Source organism: Enterobacter dykesii (genome assembly GCF_008364625.2).
In the GTDB taxonomy this organism is placed as follows: Bacteria; Pseudomonadota; Gammaproteobacteria; order Enterobacterales; family Enterobacteriaceae; genus Enterobacter; species Enterobacter dykesii.
On record NZ_CP126604.1, the window covers coordinates 4,053,232 to 4,071,326 of the forward strand.

16 protein-coding genes are annotated in these 18,095 nt (G+C 56.3%); 4 read left to right on the forward strand and 12 right to left on the reverse strand.

The genetic code is table 11. The features are described from left to right. The first annotated feature begins 102 nt into the window (after positions 1–102). Together yhcN (F0320_RS19325) and yhcN (F0320_RS19330) are read left to right on the forward strand one after the other, a co-directional pair. Positions 103–366: a peroxide/acid stress response protein YhcN gene (gene yhcN / locus F0320_RS19325; RefSeq protein ID WP_023309389.1), complete on the forward strand. Its 264-nt coding sequence runs from the start codon at positions 103–105 to the stop codon at positions 364–366. Positions 367–476: 110 nt separating this feature from the next. Further along, positions 477–743 carry a peroxide/acid stress response protein YhcN gene (gene yhcN, locus F0320_RS19330; RefSeq protein ID WP_126329182.1) on the forward strand — a complete coding sequence of 89 codons (267 nt, stop codon included), beginning with the start codon at positions 477–479 and terminating at the stop codon, positions 741–743. 61 nt (positions 744–804) lie between these two features. Here yhcN (F0320_RS19330) and F0320_RS19335 read toward each other — a convergent pair whose 3' ends face one another. From F0320_RS19335 to aaeX, 5 genes are all read right to left on the reverse strand, one after another. Continuing rightward, positions 805–1,077, reverse strand: a complete 273-nt coding sequence (locus F0320_RS19335) for a barstar family protein (protein ID WP_008502839.1) — start codon at positions 1,075–1,077, stop codon at positions 805–807. A gap of 45 nt (positions 1,078–1,122) precedes the next feature. Further along, on the reverse strand, positions 1,123–2,577 hold the full coding sequence (locus F0320_RS19340) for an NAD-dependent succinate-semialdehyde dehydrogenase (RefSeq protein ID WP_149323922.1): 1,455 nt from the start codon (positions 2,575–2,577) through the stop codon (positions 1,123–1,125). Positions 2,578–2,667: 90 nt separating this feature from the next. Next, entirely contained in the window at positions 2,668–4,635 is a 1,968-nt protein-coding gene (gene aaeB / locus F0320_RS19345; RefSeq protein ID WP_048981167.1) for a p-hydroxybenzoic acid efflux pump subunit AaeB, read from the reverse strand. A 5-nt stretch (positions 4,636–4,640) separates the two neighbouring features. Continuing rightward, complete coding sequence (gene aaeA, locus F0320_RS19350) at positions 4,641–5,573, reverse strand: p-hydroxybenzoic acid efflux pump subunit AaeA (RefSeq protein WP_047650974.1); 933 nt, start codon at positions 5,571–5,573, stop codon at positions 4,641–4,643. A gap of 7 nt (positions 5,574–5,580) precedes the next feature. Next, the gene (gene aaeX, locus F0320_RS19355; protein ID WP_003860416.1) at positions 5,581–5,784 is read right to left on the reverse strand and encodes a p-hydroxybenzoic acid efflux pump operon protein AaeX; all 204 of its coding nucleotides are present in this window, start codon (positions 5,782–5,784) and stop codon (positions 5,581–5,583) included. A 179-nt stretch (positions 5,785–5,963) separates the two neighbouring features. On the opposite strand from aaeX, the gene aaeR reads away from it, so the two are divergent. Next, positions 5,964–6,890 carry an HTH-type transcriptional activator AaeR gene (aaeR, locus tag F0320_RS19360; RefSeq protein ID WP_126329180.1) on the forward strand — a complete coding sequence of 309 codons (927 nt, stop codon included), beginning with the start codon at positions 5,964–5,966 and terminating at the stop codon, positions 6,888–6,890. A gap of 219 nt (positions 6,891–7,109) precedes the next feature. Continuing rightward, positions 7,110–7,724 carry a YagU family protein gene (locus tag F0320_RS19365; protein WP_126329179.1) on the forward strand — a complete coding sequence of 205 codons (615 nt, stop codon included), beginning with the start codon at positions 7,110–7,112 and terminating at the stop codon, positions 7,722–7,724. 46 nt (positions 7,725–7,770) lie between these two features. Here the strand turns inward: F0320_RS19365 and tldD are convergent, their stop codons facing one another. From tldD to mreB, 7 genes are all read right to left on the reverse strand, one after another. After that, positions 7,771–9,216: a metalloprotease TldD gene (gene tldD, locus F0320_RS19370; protein ID WP_126329178.1), complete on the reverse strand. Its 1,446-nt coding sequence runs from the start codon at positions 9,214–9,216 to the stop codon at positions 7,771–7,773. A gap of 84 nt (positions 9,217–9,300) precedes the next feature. After that, positions 9,301–13,104 carry an AsmA2 domain-containing protein YhdP gene (gene yhdP / locus F0320_RS19375; protein WP_126329177.1) on the reverse strand — a complete coding sequence of 1,268 codons (3,804 nt, stop codon included), beginning with the start codon at positions 13,102–13,104 and terminating at the stop codon, positions 9,301–9,303. A gap of 42 nt (positions 13,105–13,146) precedes the next feature. Next, positions 13,147–14,616, reverse strand: a complete 1,470-nt coding sequence (gene rng / locus F0320_RS19380) for a ribonuclease G (protein ID WP_010436156.1) — start codon at positions 14,614–14,616, stop codon at positions 13,147–13,149. Next, complete coding sequence (locus F0320_RS19385) at positions 14,606–15,199, reverse strand: Maf family protein (RefSeq protein WP_023309398.1); 594 nt, start codon at positions 15,197–15,199, stop codon at positions 14,606–14,608. Before F0320_RS19385 ends, rng begins: the two co-directional genes overlap by 11 nt. Positions 15,200–15,208: 9 nt before the next feature. Then, positions 15,209–15,697 carry a rod shape-determining protein MreD gene (mreD, locus tag F0320_RS19390; RefSeq protein ID WP_023309399.1) on the reverse strand — a complete coding sequence of 163 codons (489 nt, stop codon included), beginning with the start codon at positions 15,695–15,697 and terminating at the stop codon, positions 15,209–15,211. Further along, positions 15,697–16,713, reverse strand: coding sequence for a rod shape-determining protein MreC (mreC, locus tag F0320_RS19395; protein ID WP_023309400.1), 1,017 nt, complete (start codon positions 16,711–16,713; stop codon positions 15,697–15,699). Before mreC ends, mreD begins: the two co-directional genes overlap by 1 nt. A gap of 62 nt (positions 16,714–16,775) precedes the next feature. Continuing rightward, the gene (gene mreB, locus F0320_RS19400; protein ID WP_000913396.1) at positions 16,776–17,819 is read right to left on the reverse strand and encodes a rod shape-determining protein MreB; all 1,044 of its coding nucleotides are present in this window, start codon (positions 17,817–17,819) and stop codon (positions 16,776–16,778) included. Positions 17,820–18,095: the final 276 nt, after the last annotated feature.

An 18,095-nucleotide genomic window follows, 5' to 3' on the forward strand; every position in this document is an offset into this window, starting at 1 on the left:
CATTAGCCTGGTATTAATTTTTGCCGTTATTAGTGTATACTTGATTTTGTGATGAGGGTCACGAAACAAGACCCCACTAAAAAATTCGACGAGGTAAGAATCATGAAAATCAAATCAACTGTAGCGGCGCTCAGCGTCCTGTCCGTCCTGTCATTCGGTGCTTTCGCAGCAGACTCTATCAATGCTGACCAGGCGCAATCCCGCCAGGCAATCGGTACGGTTTCTGTCGGCGCGGTCGGCACATCGCCAATGGACATGCATGAGATGCTGAACAAAAAAGCGGAAGAACAGGGTGCGTCATCCTATCGCATCATCGAAGCGCGTTCTGGTGACCACTGGCACGCCACCGCTGAGCTGTACAAATAAGTTTTAGTGATAACTGAAGACGTAAATCTCCACTCAACGGCACCAGGCATAAAAATAGCGGTTCAACCCTTCTCGCCGTTGAGTAAAAACCCTATTCAGGAGTAAAGACTATGAAAACCAAATTGATCATCGCAACCCTCGGTCTGGCATCCGTTATCTCTTTCGGCGCGAGCGCGACCGTACAGCAGGTGAATGCCGACCAGGCACAAAATCTACAGCGTATGGGCAGCGTCTCCGTAACGTCTGTCACCGGTTCACCGATGGATATTCGTCATGAACTTGCCGCCAAAGCTGAAAAAGCAGGCGCCAGCAGCTATCGCGTCACCGAACTGAATCAGGGTGACCACTGGCATGCAACGGCAGAACTGTATAAATAAACCCTCGTCGTATCTCATCATACGACTTGCCCCTGGCCTCATGGTCAGGGGCTTTTTTCATTCAATGCCGCGCGTTAAAGCGCAGCTGCCCTTCAAGCTCTTCTTCCGCTTCATCGAACAGCAAGATCAGCGCGCCAAAACGTCTTCGCAGCTTATCGGGCAAATGGATGAACTCAATTTCCAGCGGTAGCGGCAACAGACTGCCGGTGACCACGTCCCACAGCGTATCCAGATTCGTCACGCTTTCCCGTTCAAGATCAAACACCCGGATAAATTCACGGTAGAAGTCTTCCTGACTGTCGATCTCGTCAAAATCAAACGTATAGGTTTTCATTGCCAGCCACCCAGTCCAGGCGAGCGGCAGATGCCGCCCTGTCTATTATAATCCCCCAATATGCAGGGTTTTAACTTCCAGATACTCTTCCAGCCCCAGCACGGAGCCCTCTCGTCCAAGGCCTGACTCTTTTACGCCGCCAAAGGGGCCTAGCTCCGTGGAGACAGCGCACTCGTTGATGCCGATCATCCCGCTCTCGATGGCCTGTGAAACGCGGAAGACCCGTGAGAGATTCAGGGTGTAGAAGTAAGCCGCCAGCCCATAGGGCGTGTTGTTGGCGCGCTGGATGACTTCATCTTCCGAGGTGAACCGGAAGCACGCCGCCACCGGGCCAAACGTCTCTTCTTCTGCCAGCTTCATGCCCTCATGGCAGTCGCCCAGTACGGTTGGCATCCAGAAATTCCCGCCAAGCGGATGAGGCTTACCCCCTGCCAGGATGGTCGCGCCCCGGGCAACGGCATCGTCGACATGCTCACGCACCTTGTTGACCGCAGAAGGTTCAATCAGCGGCCCGACCACGACCCCGTCTTCAAGACCATTACCCACCTTCAGCGCATTCACCGCATCGGCAAGTTTATTCACAAATTTGTCGTAGACGGTTTCCTGAATATAAAAACGGTTCACGCTGACGCAGACCTGCCCGGCATTGCGGAACTTGTTGGCGATCGCGCCCTTAACCGCTGCGTCGATGTCCGCATCCTCAAAAACGATATACGGTGCATTTCCCCCCAGCTCCATCGAGACTTTTTTCATGGTTTCTGCGGCGTTACGCACCAGCGTTTTGCCGACGGAGGTTGAGCCGGTAAAAGAGATTTTACGTACGTCGCGGCTTGCCATGATCGCATCGCTGATTTCATGCGTATTCCCGGCCACGGCGTTGAGAACACCGTCGGGCACTCCGGCCTGTTTCGCCAGCGTAAGCAGCGCAAAGGCGCTGAGCGGCGTGTTATTGGCCGGCTTAATTACCCCGGTGCATCCGGCCGCGAGCGCCGGGCCTAACTTGCGGGTGAGCATGGCCATCGGGAAGTTCCACGGCGTAATCGCCGCGACCACACCAATGGGTTCACGGGTCGCCAGAATGCGTGAGCCGGGTTTGATCGGCGGAATAATTTCACCGTTTGCCCGTTTGGCCTCTTCGGCAAACCACTGGATAAAGCTGGCGGCGTACTCGACTTCTCCCTCCGCTTCTTTCAGGGGTTTGCCCTGTTCGGTGGTCATCAACCGCCCGAGCCAGCTTTTATTCTCAATAATCAGTTCGTACCAGCGGTAGAGAATCGCCGAGCGCTCTTTCGCGGTTTTGGCACGCCATGCAGGGAAGGCCTGGGTAGCCGCTGCGATAGCGTCTTCGGTCTGCGCTTTACCCGCTTTTGCAACTTTAGCAATGACCTCGCCGGTCGCGGGATTCAGCACATCAAAGGTTGTATCCAGCGTTTTCCAGATTCCGTTGACCAGATAACCGGTCTGAAAAAGGATGTGGTCCTGAAGCGCCTGGGTCGTCATGTGTTCTCCCTTTCTGAAATGTAAGAACGTGCTGGAATAAGTATAGCCACAAAAAAACCGACGCTTTTGGCGTCGGTTTTTTTACTTCAGTCAGTTATCCGTGAGGGCATTCTGGTAGCGATGCAGCATAAACACCAGCCGTCCTACCGGCTCGGTCACCTGAGGCGGTGCCTCCCAGTGCTTGAGCTTTTCCTGATAGGTATCGAGCTCTTCAAGAAGCTGCGTAAAGTAGCGACGCCGTTTGTCATCGCTGCTGGCAGAAAGCACGTGATCGGCGGTACGACGCAGCTGGCGGTGGTATGCCGACAGATCGTCGTTGATCGGCACGGGCGCGTTACGCAAACGCTGGTGCGCAATGATCATGGTTAACGCCAGGCGGAACTTCGCGATATCGCCCGGAAACTTGTTCAGCAGCAAAAACAGCTGCTGGTAGAGCGCGGGCAGGTGGTTCTCTTTACGGCGCGCGGTATTGGTTGTTAAAGACGACACGGCAGCCGACACGAACTGGTTCAGCAGCACGCGGCCCGTTCTTGCCTGCGAGTTATCCCGCACCAGCAGTATCACCATCATGGCCAGGAAACAGCCCACCAGCTGACCTAACGCACTGTCGAGGAACTGGCTGAAATGGAAGGTCATCGGGTTGTCGAGCACGATGATGTTAATCGTACTCGCCAGCGCCCCCAGCGATCCCAGACGCCGCTTTTGCACTTCAATGCCGATAAAGAACGCCATGACCGCCAGGCTAATACAGAGCAGCAGCATGCTCTGTTGCGTCGACGGGATGATGACCAGGAAATAGAGCGCGCCTATCGGCAACGCGGCAATGGTACCGTAGAGGAAATCAATGGCGACCATACGCGGGTTAGGCAGACGCATCGCCAGTGCGGTCACGACGGCAATCATCACCATCGCACCGCTGCCGGACGTCCAGCCCGTCCACAGCCAGAACAGCGTGCCGAGCATGCAGGCAAGCGTCGTACGCCAGAAGTTAACCATCGCGTGATGGCGCTCGGCGGATTCCGCTTTGATCACCACTTCCCCCTGCAGCACCTCTTCTTCCGCCGCGCTGATTTTGGTGTTACCGATTACGCCGCGCTTCAGCAGCAGATAGCGCGTCGCGGCGCCGACCCAGGTGTAGATGGTCACCGGCGTGTCGCGCTCCCCGGTCCAGGCAATCACCCGGCGCATGCGCTTAAGCTGCTTATGCACGTCCTGTACGGTTTCCACCGGCTCGGCAAACAGTTCGCGGAACGTATCGGTGACCACTTCCGGCCGGGTGTTCTGAATCAGATAGGTTTCACAGGCCTGGGTAATCAGCGTCAGAGAGACGGTGTTGAGGGCTTTAAGACGACGATTCGCGCGGGCCCAGCGCGACGACTCCATATTAAGGTTGCTGCGCATCCCTTCCAGCGCCTGCGTACGACGTACCAGCCCGCTCCAGGCTTTATCCACCTCTTCGCTATCGCCATGCTTAATGCACAGCTGCATCAGCTGATACTGGGCAACGATCAGCGCGTCAAGCTCACGGTCGACTTCCTGCTTGATGGAGCGCGGGGAGAAAAGCAGGTCAGCGACGATCGCGCTGACAATACCAATCACAATCTCGCTGCAGCGCTCAACCGCAAACTGCGGCGCGAGCAGCGGTTCGCTTTGGATAGTGATGACAATAATCAGCGCGGTATAGCCCGCCAGCCCCCAGGCGTAAGAGTTCTCCACTTTCACCAGAGACGAGATCCAGGTGCAGAAACCTGCCCAGATACAGCAGACCATCAGCATCAGCAGCGGGGTGCGGATCATCAAAATAATAATGGTCAGCGCCGCGAAGCAGCCGATAAACGTTCCGATAATACGCAGCATCCCGCGATAGCGGATCGCGCCTGAATAGGGTTCTCCGCCCGCGGCAAAGGCAGGACCCGCCGCGACAATCGCAGCCGTCAGCACTGCCCAGCGAGGGGTTTCAAGCTGGAAGTGGAAGCCAACAAACAGCGCCAGCACGATGGCGCACGCCAGCTTCACGGCGAAGCGAATGTGCTGGCTGGCGATGGAAAAGATACCCATGGCGATTAACCAAACTCGCGCAGGCGGTGGGCAATTTTACGGAAGAACGAGTCCTGGCTGGCATCCCGGTCCTTTTCACCGGTGATCACCACCGTCGCCGTGGTACCCGCAGGCCACAGATTTCCCTGCTGTTCGTCCAGATGAATACGTACCGGCACGCGCTGGGCCAGACGCACCCACTCCAGGTTGGAATCGACCGTCGCCATCCCTTTGGCATCGTTAGAGCTGCTGGAGTTAGTCACCCCTGCGGCAACGCTGTCGACGGTGCCTTTAAAGACGCGGTTGCTGCCGAGCGGCGTAATTTCAGCCCGATAACCCGGACGCACGCCTTCCAGCTTGGTCTCTTCCATATAGGCGAGCACGTAGAAGGAGTTCTGTTTAACCAGCGCCACGGCGGTTGAGCCACGGGTAATGAATTCCCCGGCATAGACGTTGAGGTTGGTGACCCAGCCATCGGACGGCGCGCGGATCACGGTGCGCTCGAGATCGAGCTTCGCCAGATCGCGCGTTGCCTGCGCTTTCGCCAGCTGGTGCAGCACGGTTTGCAGCACGTTGTTGGACTGGTCAATCTCTTCGCGGGACATTGCCTGAACGCCCAGCTGATTACGGCGGCCTGCCTCGCGGCGTTTCTCCGCAGCGAGCGCCTGATAATAGGCCACGTCCGCTTCCGCCTCTTCCAGCGCTTTCTGGTAACGAGGCTGGTCGATGGTGAACAGGACCTGATCTTTTTTCACCAGCTGGTTATCGTGGACGTTAACCGCCGTGATAAGACCGGCTACGTCGGGGGCGATGGCCACCACATCGGCGCTGAAGCGTGCATCACGCGTCCACGGCGATTCGGTGTAATAAACCCAGGCGCGGAAAATAGCGATGAAGGCGAGGATAACCAGCGCCATGGTGATGGCAGTGCGGGAGATATTTCTTGTTAGCGTTTTCACATCAACCTCAGACAAACATGCGCGATATCAGGTAAAACAGGCAGCAATACAGCGCGGTATTGAACAATGCAGGGTGCCAGACGAAATCGTAGATCCCGGTAGGGACCAGCACCTTGCGCACCAGCCAGAAGATCGCCAGTGATAAAAGAAGCTCGAAAAATATCGGTGGGAACGACAAACCGAACACCACGATAACGGGAAACAGACTCATGTTGACCTTGATAAGAGAGAGTGCAGGCTTCAGAATTTTTTAGCGCACGCCACCGCAGGAGAGCAAGAAACGCCGGGCGAGAATGGCGCAGCCGTTATGTAATTAATAATATATTAACGTAACTGTTATGCTGTTATCTATAATATGTGATCTAAATCACTTTTAAGCCAGAGTGAACAATGGAACGTTTAAAACGCATGTCGGTCTTCGCCAAAGTAGTTGAGCTGGGCTCTTTTACCGCCGCTGCCCGCCAGCTTCAGATGAGCGTCTCATCCATCAGCCAGACGGTGTCCAAACTGGAAGATGAGCTTCAGGTCAAGCTGCTCAACCGCAGTACCCGCAGCATTGGGCTGACGGAAGCGGGTAAAATTTACTATCAGGGCTGTCGCCGCATGCTGCTTGAAGTGCAGGATGTCCACGAACAGCTCTATGCCTTTAACAACACCCCCATCGGTACGCTGCGCATCGGGTGTTCTTCAACTATGGCACAAAATGTTCTCGCTGCCATGACGGCAGATATGCTGAAAGAATATCCCGGGCTTACCGTTAATCTGGTGACGGGTATCCCGGCGCCGGACCTGATTGCCGACGGCCTGGACGTGGTGATCCGCGTCGGCGCACTGCAGGATTCCAGCCTGTTCTCGCGACGGCTGGGCAGCATGCCGATGGTCGTCTGCGCCTCGAAAAGCTATCTGGCGCAGTACGGTGTTCCGGAGAAACCCGCCGATCTCGCCAACCACTCGTGGCTGGAGTATAGCGTGCGGCCCGATAATGAATTTGAGCTGATCGCTCCGGAAGGGATCTCCACCAAACTGCTGCCGGAAGGGCGGTTTGTCACCAACGATCCGATGACCATTTCACGCTGGCTGGTGGCCGGTGCCGGGATCGCCTACGTGCCGTTAATGTGGGTGATCAACGAGATCAACAGCGGCGTGCTGGAGATCCTCTTCCCGCGCTACCAGTCCGATCCGCGTCCGGTGTACGCCCTGTATACCGAAAAAGACAAACTCCCGCTCAAGGTACAGGTGTGTATTAACTATCTGACCGAATATTTTGTGGACGTGGCGGAGCTGTTTCAGGGGATGCGGGGGAGAAGGAAGGAATAATCGATTTAACGCTGAAAATATATGAGCGTTGAATATTTCCAGGATGAAACTCCTCTGCATTCTGGAATATTCCTTCGTCACTATCAGGAATAGAGAATTGACACTGCCGCCGTCTGCCCTTTACCTTAATAACAGTCAGCCTTTCAGACTGTTATTAATTTGTTGCTGATATGAATAATAAAATGAATTCCGCAGGATGATGTTAAACAAGGAAAACAAATGAATCTATTTGAACAAACACCGCCTTCACGCAGGCGCTATGGGCTCGCTGCGTTTATCGGTTTAATTGCAGGGATTGTCTCCGCCTTTGTCAAATGGGGAGCCGAGGTGCCGCTTCCGCCACGCAGTCCCACCGATTTATTCACCGGCGCATGCGGGCCCGAGCAATTAATAAGAGCCGCCAGCCAGATTGACTGCTCACGAAATTTTTTAAACCCTCCCTATGTATTTTTACGCGACTGGCTGGGCGTCGTCGATCCTAACGAGGCGGTTTATACATTTGCCGGACATATATTTAACTGGGTCGGCGTAACACATATTATTTTCTCAATCGTGTTCGCTGTAGGTTATTGTGTAGTTGCGGAAGTCTTTCCGAAAATTAAACTCTGGCAGGGTTTGCTGGCGGGTGCGTTAGCTCAGCTTTTTGTTCATATGATCTCCTTCCCTCTCATGGGGCTGACGCCACCGCTGTTTGAGCTGCCGTGGTATGAACACGTGTCAGAGATCGTTGGCCATCTGATCTGGTTCTGGTCGATCGAAATCATTCGTCGTGATTTGCGTAATCGCATCACTCACGAGCCGGATCCGGAGATACCGCTGAGTAACTTACGCTAAAAAAAGGCGCTACATCAGTAGCGCCATTTTTTTAAGCAGGGTCAGATCAGGCTGTGCCGCCCACCGTCAGGTTGTCCACCTTCAGCGTTGGCTGGCCTACACCAACCGGCAGGCTCTGGCCCTCTTTACCGCAGACGCCCACGCCGTTATCCAGCTTCAGATCGTTACCGACCATGGAGATCTGCTGCATGGCTTCAATACCGGAACCAATCAGCGTTGCACCCTTCACCGCTTTGGTCACTTTGCCTTTCTCGATCAGATACGCTTCTGACGTGGAGAAAACAAACTTACCGGAGGTAATGTCCACCTGGCCGCCGCCAAAGTTTGGCGCAAAGATACCGTAATCGACGGATTCGATAATCTCCTGCGGCGTGGATTTGCCCGGCAGCATGTACGTGTTGGTCATGCGCGGCATCGGCAGGTGCGCGTAGGATTCACGACGGCCATTACCCGTCGGCGCCACGCCCATCAGGCGCGCGTTGAGTTTGTCCTGCATGTAGCCTTTCAGCACGCCGTTTTCGATCAGCACGTTGTACTGGCCTGGCGTGCCTTCGTCGTCGATAGCCACCGAGCCGCGACGATCGCGCATGGTGCCGTCATCCACAACGGTGCACAGTTCAGAGGAGACAAGCTGCCCGATCTGACCGCTGAATACGGACGTCCCGCGACGATTAAAGTCGCCTTCCAGTCCATGGCCTACCGCCTCGTGCAACAGCACGCCCGGCCAGCCAGCGCCCAGCACCACCGGGAATGAGCCCGCCGGCGCCGCGACGGCATTCAGATTCACCAGCGCCATGCGCACGGCTTCTTTCGCCCACGCGTCGGCGCGCGCTTCACCGTCAACGTCGCCCAGGAACCAGTCATAGCCGAAACGACCGCCGCCACCGCTTGAGCCGCGCTCGCGTTTGCCGTCGTCATCGACCTGCACGCTGATTGAGAGACGCACCAGCGGACGAACATCCGCTGCCAGAGTGCCGTCCGTTGCCGCAACCAGAATCAACTCATACACGCCGCTCAGGCTGGCTGAAACTTCCTGCACGCGTTTATCCGCGGCGCGGGCGACTTTGTCCACGCGACGCAGGATATCCAGCTTCTCTTCACGACTCATGCTCTGCAGCGGATCGATGCTGGTATAGAGCGCAGAGTGCTGCACTTCTCCCAGGGTTTTCACGCGACCATCGCCGGTATCACGCACAATAGTACGTGCGGCCTGCGCGCTCTGTTCAAGTGCGGTGAGGCTAATCTGATCGGCATAGGCGAAACCGGTTTTCTCGCCGCTGACGGCACGGACGCCGACGCCCTGGTCAATGTTGTAGGAGCCATCTTTGATGATGCAGTCTTCTAAAACCCAGGATTCGTGATAGCTCGACTGGAAATAAAGGTCGCCGTAGTCGAGACGGCGTTCGGTCAGTTGACCAAGAATGGAAAACAGGTCCTGATGGCTCAGGCCGTTCGCTGCGAGCAAATGTTCACTTACCAGGTTCAGACTCATCGTATTGCTACTCGTTCGTTGCCGCCCGTGGCGGTATAAAGATCGTATTTATTGAGAGTGAGGCAATTACCTGCCCACGTCAAATCATTGCTGTGCATCTTTGCGCGGCTGGCGCAGCACCTCGTTAATTTGCGGTTTATCTACCGGACCGGTAATGCGGTAGCGCAGAATGGAGACCTTGCTCCACAGCGGACCCAGCACTTTGCTGGCAGCAAACACCGCCGCACCGACAATCGGGTTCACCACAAAGGCCGCCGCCACGCCCACGCTCGCGGAAATTTCCGGCGCCACCACGGCTTCCATATCCAGCTCGCGACGCACGAGGTTAACGGAGCCTTTCATGGCGATATCCGCTTCCAGGCCATCCACCAGCGTGTCGTCCGTATGCAGAACGCCGTCCTTGATCCACGCCGTGCTGCGGATGGAATCGTAGTAGAAACCTTCGCTGAAGGTATCGCTGAAATCGAAGCGCAGCTTGCGCAGCAGCGCGTCAAAACTCAGCAGGCGCAGGATCTGCCCGGCGCGCCCCGTGCTCACGTCGGCAATTTCACCTTTGCCGAAGCGGGTTTTCAGAATGCCGTTCAGCGAGGCCTCATCCGGCTTCCACGGGGCGTCACGCCAGTGAAGATCGTAATCGACGTCAAATGACGAGCCGCGCAGCGGCGTGCTGATACCAAAGAAATTGGCTGCCGCATCCAGCTTGTTGCCTTTAATGTCGCCCTTCAGGGACGTTCGCTGCTCGCCCGGGTTATTCACCCATTCCCCTGCGGCCGTCATGCGGCCAAAACCGGTATCAACCAGGCCGCCGGAGAGCGTAAGCGTGTTGGCCTGAATAGTGAAATCACCGTCGATACGGCCATATTTCTGCCCCCACAGCCAGCACTCCGCACAGCGCAGTTGGAGATCGGGCCAGCCGCTAAAATCGACGCGGGAGACATTACTCAACGGCGACGCCGCTGCCGTTTTGTCTTTCCCGCTCGCGGCGCTTGCCGGGTTGTAATAGAGGTAGCGGATCGCCGCCTGCCACGGCGCGTGATTGCGCATGGTCAGCGTGCCGTTGATCTCCCTTCCCTGGGCCTCCACCTTCGTACCGTTAGCGCCAGGCTGTGAAACAAGGCTCAGGTTGTTCCACTGCTGTCCGCCCAGCATCAGCGACGGCGTGCGTACGGTAATGGTTTGCGGGAACTGGGCAGCTTCATCAACGTTCTGCCCGACGCCTTTCTGGAACAGCGCCAGCCACTCAGCACCGTCCATCGGCGGGAGATTCAGCTCAATGCCAGCCTGCTCCGGCAGCGGCGGCGTGGAGCGGCTATCCGTTGTCCAGATGGCTTTGTCGAGGGTGAGCTTGCGGTTAAGCAGCCAGCGGCTGTTGAAGTGGTTTGTCCCACCCGTGCTTCCGGTCAGCGCGAAGCTGTTCAGGTTGCCATCGACGTTCAGCTTTACCGGCAGCGGCTGTCCGGCCTGTTTATCCAGCGGCGCAGGCAGCTGGCTCTGAAGGTTTTTCAGATCGCCCGTGATGTCGACCTTGTACCGGGCCCCCGCGTGATAAGGCAGGTCAATTGCCACTTTACCCTGCCAGGCGACTGCGCCCTGCACTGACGCCTCAATGGGCTTCGGCAGAACGTCCATGCGCGCTGGCTGCCAGTTACCGTCCAGATTGACGGTCACCTGATAAGCCTTTTCACCCTCTGTGGTCGTGAAGTCGATATTAACGGGCTGATTAAACCAGCTGGCCGTAAGCGGCTCGCTCTTCAGGTTACCGTTCTCAAAGCTGAACTGCCCGCTGAGATTTTTCAGGGTGCTCTCAAGGGGTTTGATGAACAGGCTGTTGTTCTTCAGACGGACGTCGCCTTTGGCGGTGGTCATCTCTCCGTCCAGCGGGATATCAAGATGTAAGCGAGCATTCACATCGCCATCAAGCTGCAGCTGCTGAAGCGTCGCCGCCAGCGACTCTTTCAGCGGCGTCTCCTCAAAGTACGGTCCTACCGCTTTGCCCGGGCCGTTGATCTCGGCATCAATCAGCAGCTTCTCTTTGGAGTAATCCGGGATGTTGGCCGTCAGGTTGCTGGCCGTCACGCCACCCAGCGCCACGCTGTCGGACTTCATCCAGAGTCCGTCATTGAGGAAATTAAGTTCGATATCCAGGTTTTTCAGCGCGGGCCAGCCGGGCTGGAACGCGAAGGTAGCGTCATGCAGCGGGACCAGAACCTGGAACTGACCTTCATTGTGTTTGTACGGGAACAGATGGGGATTACCGCCGTAGACCAGCGTGGCATTATCCGCCTGACCGCCCTGAATCGCGCCGCTGAGATAGTCTACCAGGGCTTTTCCCATCAGGTTTTCCGGGAAGTAGCGCCAGGCCTGAGAGCCGTCATCGGTGCTGATCCCGGCCAGAATACCCAGCCACGGCTCGTCACCTACAGGCTGCAGATAGCGGAAATCGCCGCGCGCGTGCACCGCTTTGGCTTTCACGTCGATATGCCGGCCATCAAGCTGGAAACCCTTCTCGTTACGGAGCCAGTTAAGCACTGCGCTGCCCTGTTCGATTTCCAGCGGCGCGCGGAAGACCGTCTCGTAAGGCATTTTGGCATCGTGCATATCAACCGTCAGCCTGCCGTTCTCCACGCTGCCTTCCAGCTTGCCGCTAAAGTGCTCCGCACCCGGCAGCAGCTTCCACTGCTTCCAGGCAAGATCTTTCCACGTTGCCTGGAAGCGGGTTTTTTCCGTCGCCTGAAGCGGGATATCCAGCGCCAGAGAATCAATCTTTCCGCTCGGCTGCGTAGCCAGCCAGATCTCGCCCAGGTCAGGAGAGAGCTTAGCCGCCATCGAGCGCAGGCCTTCAATGGCAGCCAAATCCAGGTTGCTGGCGCGGATGCGCAGCTCGTCGCTGCGTTTACTGGCCGCGCCGCCGACGTCCTGCTCCGGCATCCAGGCCAGCGTCAGCGCACCGCGCGGCCACGGCTTGCCGTCCATGGTGATGCGTGTATCCGGAATGGCAAACTGCCAGCCCTCTTTCTCCTGCGTCACGTGCGCGGTGAGGTTATCGACGGAAAGCTGATGCTGCTGTTTTTCACCTTTCCAGCTCGCGCCCCCCTGCTTGAGCCAGATATCGCCGCTGGCAAATTCGCCTTTCGTCAGGGTCAGCCAGCCTTCAAGACTGAAGCGGGCCGTTTCCAGCTGCATATTTTGCTGGAGCCAGTCGCCCAGCCACGGCTTGACGTCCACATCGTCGGCCTGTAGCCAGACTTTGCCGTTATTTAACAGGCCGTCATCGTCGCGCAGATCCATCCGCACCTGCATCACGCCGTGCTGGCCGTTCAGGCTTGAGAGATTGACCTGCCCCTCGGCGCGGTGCCGATCCTTACCGTTGAGCCAGGTCAGCTGCGGGATCGCCAGTTCGGCGCGCTGGCCGGAAAGGGTAATAAAGCTCACTTCGCTGTCGCGCAGATCGAAGTGATCGAACTGACGGAGGAAAAGATCGCTGAAGCGGTTGGCTTCCAGACCCTGACCGCTATCGCCGCCGGACAGCGGCGTATTGGTCAGGAACTGGAGCTGATAAAAGGTGAGATCGCGAAACTGCCAGCGCAGATGCAGCAGGCTTTGCCAGACGTCCAGCGCCAGGGTCACGCGTTTGATTTTCAGGTGACCGCCATCTTTGAGGCTGGCGTTGATATCCCGGACATCGAGCGTCGGGCCAAAATTCTGCCAGCTAGCGCTTAGCTGGCTTACGTTCACCGGCACGCCGGTGGTGGATTCGATTTTAGCCAGCAGCTGCGGACGCCAGCTGTCCAGATGCGGTAATACGAGGCGTAGCCCGCTCACGAGCAACGCGACAATCACGACCAGCGTTGCCCCTGTAAGCAATAAAATCCCCGGCAATCGCCTCACGCATCTCTCCTTGTCAGCTTTCGTCACGCAGCGTACTGCGTCTTACATCATCACGACGTCAAACTGCTCCTGGTTATAGAGCGGTTCAATTTGTACTTTTACCTGTTTGCCGACAAAGATTTCCACTTCCGCCAGCGCGTGTGACTCTTCGCCTTTCAGCGCTTCAGCCACCGCAGGGGAAGCATAGACCAGAAAACGATCGGAGTCGTAGGCATGATGAACACGGACGATTTCGCGCATAATTTCATAGCAGACGGTCTCAACCGTCTTTACCGTTCCGCGCCCATGGCAGGTTGGGCATTCATTACACAGCACATGCTCAACGCTTTCACGGGTACGCTTACGCGTCATTTCCACCAGCCCCAGCTGCGAGAAGCCGTTAATGCTGGTTTTCACGCGGTCTTTGCTCAGCGCCTGCTCAAGCGAGTGCAGCACGCGGCGACGATGGTCTTCATTACTCATATCGATGAAGTCGATGATGATAATGCCGCCCAGATTGCGCAGACGAAGCTGGCGCGCAATCGCCTGCGTGGCTTCGATGTTGGTGTTGAAGATAGTGTCATCGAGATTGCGATGGCCGACGAACGCGCCGGTGTTGATATCGACGGTGGTCATCGCTTCGGTCTGATCGATGATCAGATAGCCGCCGGACTTCAGCTCGACCTTACGCTCCAGCGCGCGCTGGATCTCGTTTTCGACATCATAGAGATCGAAGATCGGCTGACGCCCTGAATAGTGCTCCAGCAGGCCGGGCATCTCCGGGATATATTCGGCGGTAAACTCCAGCAGGGCTTCATAGGTCAGGCGCGAGTCCACGCGAATGCGGTCGAGCTGGGCATCAGCAAAGTCGCGCAGAACGCGCTGAGCAAGCGCCAGCTCACCGTAGAGCTGGTAGCGGGTCTGGTTGCGTTTTTTACGCTCCATCACCTTGGTCCAGACGCGTTTCAGGTAAGCCGCATCCGACGCGAGGTCTTCTTCGCTGATCCCTTCCGCAGCGGTACGGATGATAAATCCGCCCTGTTCATCGCAGTAGGCGCTGACCACTTTCTTCAGACGCTCGCGCTCGGTTTCGCTCTCAATACGCTGCGAAACGCCCACGTGCGACGCGCCGGGCATAAAGACCAGATAGCGGGAAGGTAAGGTGATGTCGGTGGTCAGACGGGCGCCTTTGGTACCGAGGGGGTCTTTCACAACCTGCACCATCAGATCCTGCCCCTGACGCACCAGTTCAGAAATATCGCGCACGGCAAACTGCTTTTGCTCTTCGCCCGCGACGCACTCGGTGTGCGGCATGATATCGGAGGCATGTAAAAACGCCGCCTTATCCAGTCCAATATCTACAAAAGCCGCCTGCATACCCGGTAGTACACGACTGACACGACCTTTGTAGATATTGCCTACTATTCCGCGCCGCGCTTCACGCTCAATATGAATTTCCTGAAGAATGCCACCATCAATATAGGCCACACGGGTTTCCGATGGCGTTACGTTTACCAACAATTCAGCCGTCATAATTATCCCTTCCCTCACGCAGTGAGTTAAAATTGCTCAGCAACTCATACGTTTCCACCAGCGGTAAGCCGACTACGGCGTGATAGCTGCCATTAATCTTCCTGACAAAACAGCCACCCAGCCCCTGAATACCGTATGCACCTGCTTTATCCATTGGTTCACCGCTGGCAATATAAGCGGCGATGTCGTCGTCGGTAAGTACTCTGAACGTCACTTCGGTCACCACCAGGCAATCCAGCACGTGCTGGCGGTCAGCCAGCGCGACGGCCGTCATCACCTGATGCGTTTGTCCGGACATTTTGTGCAGCATGCGCGCCGCATGATCGGCGTCGCGCGGTTTCTCAAGCACTTCACCGTTCAGAATAACGATGGTATCTGCTCCCAGCACGGGAAGATCGCGTGGCACACTGGCCACGCCCGCCTGCGCTTTCTCGCGCGCCAGGCGAGACACGTACTGTTGAGCGCTTTCGCCCTCAGCACGTTTTTCTTCAATGCCGGTAACGATGCGTTCAAAAGAGACCCCTAGCTGCGTCAGGAGTTCCTGACGGCGCGGGGAGCCGGAAGCGAGATACAAAGACGTCATAGAAACCTTTTATTGCACAGCAAACTGCTGGCGAACCTTACGCATCAGCAGGAATAACCATGGCCAGAGCACACCGTTTACTACACTACTCCAGAACACTTCCGGTCGGAAAGAGACGTTGATCACTAAAAACTCTGCCCAGAAAACAACGATATCCGCAGCGAGCGACAATAGCATCACCACCAGGGCCTGTTGCCAGAGCGCAAGGTTACGAAAGAGCTGGAATTTGAGTGCGACGAGGTACGCAATAATGCTCATGGACAAGGCGCGCACGCCAAGCGTAGAGCCGCTAATGAGATCCAGTATGGCACCCATCACGAAACCTGTGCCGACATTTACGCGATGCGGCAGGGCAAGGATCCAGTAGAGTAAAATGAGCAATACCCAGTTTGGCCGGAAAACGAGAATGTCATCCGGCCAGGGCATCACTTGCAGTAACAGTGCAATGAGAAACGAGAGCCAGATGACCCAGCGTCCCTGGCTACGATAGCTTGCCACTACTGCCCTCCCGAAGAGAGTTTAGGCGGTGGCGGCGCATCCGGCAGCGGCTGCGTTAACCCGGTTGCCGGCGCCGGAACTGGCGCAGGCGGCCCCATGGAATCCGCAGGCGGGAGAACCTGCGGCATCATCTGCATCAGGCGCTCATTTGCTACGCGATGCACCTCTTCAGGCGTCATCGGATTAGCACCATTACGATCGGCGCCCCACAGCAGCAGCAGATAGCGCAGACGCTGCAAACCGGCGGTTGGACGCGCCTGAATCACGGTATAGGCACGCTGGGTATCCAGCTTGACCGAAGAGACCACCGCAACCGGATAGCCTTCAGGGAAGCGTCCACCCAGACCGGACGTCACCAGCACGTCGCCCACGCGAATATCCGTGTTTGCCGGCAGATGTTCCAGCTGCAGATCGTCCGTACAGCCGTTACCGGCAGCAATCACGCGAATGTCGTTGCGCAGAACCTGGATCGGCAGCGCATGCGTGGCATCGCAAATCAGCAGCACGCGGCTAGTCAGTTTGGCTACGGCAACAACCTGGCCCACTACGCCTTTATCGCTAATAACAGGCTGACCTTCATACACCCCGTTCACGCTCCCTTTGTCGATCACAACCTGATCGCTGTAGGGGTCGTTTACGGTAGAGATCACCTGCGTGACCATTTTCTGCTCATCCTGACGCAGCGGCGAGCCGAGCAGTTCACGCAGACGCGCGTTTTCCTGCTTGTATTGCCCCAGCATCAGCAGTTCGCTGTTTTTCAGCAATAATTCCTGACGTAATGCCCGGTTTTCGAGTTCGAGTTGGTCGCGCGAAGACAGCGTTTGAGAAACGGAGTCGAGCAGTTCACGGGGACCATTTGAAACAAAGTAGAAAGGACTGACGGCGGTATCCATGTACGTTCTGATCTGGCTGAACGTACCGAGGCGGCTATCGGCAATAATGACCCCAAGCGCAACCAGAACCGCCAGAATAAGGCGAAACTGTAGCGATGGGCCACGGCTAAAAATTGGCTTCATAGGCTATGCGTATTCTCGCGTCAGAGAGAAAGGGTAGCAAATTGCTACCCTCTCAAACTCGACTACTCTTCGCTGAACAAATCGCCGCCGTGCATGTCGATCATTTCCAGCGCCTTGCCACCACCACGGGCGACGCAAGTCAGTGGATCTTCTGCAACTACGACAGGAATACCTGTCTCTTCCATTAACAGGCGGTCGAGGTTACGCAGCAGCGCACCACCACCGGTCAGAACCATACCGCGCTCGGAGATATCGGACGCCAGCTCTGGTGGGCACTGTTCCAGCGCAACCATTACCGCGCTCACGATGCCCGTCAGTGGTTCCTGCAGAGCTTCCAGAATTTCGTTGGAGTTCAGGGTGAAACCGCGTGGAACACCCTCAGCCAGGTTACGGCCACGAACTTCGATCTCACGCACTTCATCGCCCGGATACGCAGAGCCGATTTCGTGTTTGATACGCTCTGCGGTGGCTTCACCGATCAGAGAGCCGTAGTTACGGCGCACATAATTAATGATGGCTTCATCGAAGCGGTCACCACCAATACGTACGGAAGAGGAGTACACCACGCCGTTCAGAGAGATAACGGCTACTTCAGTTGTACCACCACCGATATCCACCACCATAGAACCGGTCGCTTCGGAAACAGGCAGACCCGCACCGATGGCCGCAGCCATTGGCTCTTCAATCAGGAACACTTCACGTGCACCTGCACCCTGGGCAGATTCACGGATTGCGCGACGCTCTACCTGGGTTGCGCCAACCGGCACACACACCAGAACACGCGGGCTTGGACGCATGAAGCTGTTGCTGTGCACCTGCTTGATGAAGTGCTGAAGCATTTTTTCAGTCACGAAGAAGTCGGCGATAACGCCGTCTTTCATTGGGCGAATGGCGGCGATGTTGCCAGGGGTACGACCCAGCATCTGCTTCGCGTCATGACCCACTGCAGCCACGCTTTTCGGCGAGCCTGCACGATCCTGACGAATGGCCACAACGGAAGGCTCATTCAATACGATGCCTTGTCCTTTTACATAAATAAGGGTATTCGCGGTACCCAGGTCAATGGACAGGTCATTGGAAAACATGCCACGAAATTTTTTCAACATACTAAGGGATAATCCTGAAAGCTGGGGCGGAAAACAAAATCCGCTTACTTTACCAACCACACGCAGCAGCGACAAGGCGCAAAAATCATCTGCAACGGTGAAAATTTGTGCAGTACGTTTCCTGATGTTACAAAAACATCCCCTGACTCCCTCAGGGCTGAGTAAACAGTAGCGTTCCCCACTGACGTTTGTAACCCGTTACAGGTCGTTCACTGGCTTTTTGCTCGACATACTCAAAGCTACAGGCGCGATATTCTACGTGAAAACAGCGTAAAC

Excerpts from the sequence above, each read along its gene's own strand:
- yhcN (WP_126329182.1), top strand. The coding sequence starts at position 477 with ATGAAAACCAAATTGATCATCGCAACCCTCGGTCTGGCATCCGTTATC.
- tldD (WP_126329178.1), bottom strand. The coding sequence starts at position 9,216 with ATGAGTCTGAACCTGGTAAGTGAACATTTGCTCGCAGCGAACGGCCTG.
- aaeB (WP_048981167.1), bottom strand. The coding sequence starts at position 4,635 with ATGGGTATCTTTTCCATCGCCAGCCAGCACATTCGCTTCGCCGTGAAG.
- mreC (WP_023309400.1), bottom strand. The coding sequence starts at position 16,713 with ATGAAGCCAATTTTTAGCCGTGGCCCATCGCTACAGTTTCGCCTTATT.
- rng (WP_010436156.1), bottom strand. The coding sequence starts at position 14,616 with ATGACGGCTGAATTGTTGGTAAACGTAACGCCATCGGAAACCCGTGTG.
- yhcN (WP_023309389.1), top strand. The coding sequence starts at position 103 with ATGAAAATCAAATCAACTGTAGCGGCGCTCAGCGTCCTGTCCGTCCTG.
- F0320_RS19340 (WP_149323922.1), bottom strand. The coding sequence starts at position 2,577 with ATGACGACCCAGGCGCTTCAGGACCACATCCTTTTTCAGACCGGTTAT.
- aaeR (WP_126329180.1), top strand. The coding sequence starts at position 5,964 with ATGGAACGTTTAAAACGCATGTCGGTCTTCGCCAAAGTAGTTGAGCTG.
- F0320_RS19335 (WP_008502839.1), bottom strand. The coding sequence starts at position 1,077 with ATGAAAACCTATACGTTTGATTTTGACGAGATCGACAGTCAGGAAGAC.
- F0320_RS19385 (WP_023309398.1), bottom strand. The coding sequence starts at position 15,199 with ATGACGTCTTTGTATCTCGCTTCCGGCTCCCCGCGCCGTCAGGAACTC.
- aaeX (WP_003860416.1), bottom strand. The coding sequence starts at position 5,784 with ATGAGTCTGTTTCCCGTTATCGTGGTGTTCGGTTTGTCGTTCCCACCG.
- mreB (WP_000913396.1), bottom strand. The coding sequence starts at position 17,819 with ATGTTGAAAAAATTTCGTGGCATGTTTTCCAATGACCTGTCCATTGAC.
- F0320_RS19365 (WP_126329179.1), top strand. The coding sequence starts at position 7,110 with ATGAATCTATTTGAACAAACACCGCCTTCACGCAGGCGCTATGGGCTC.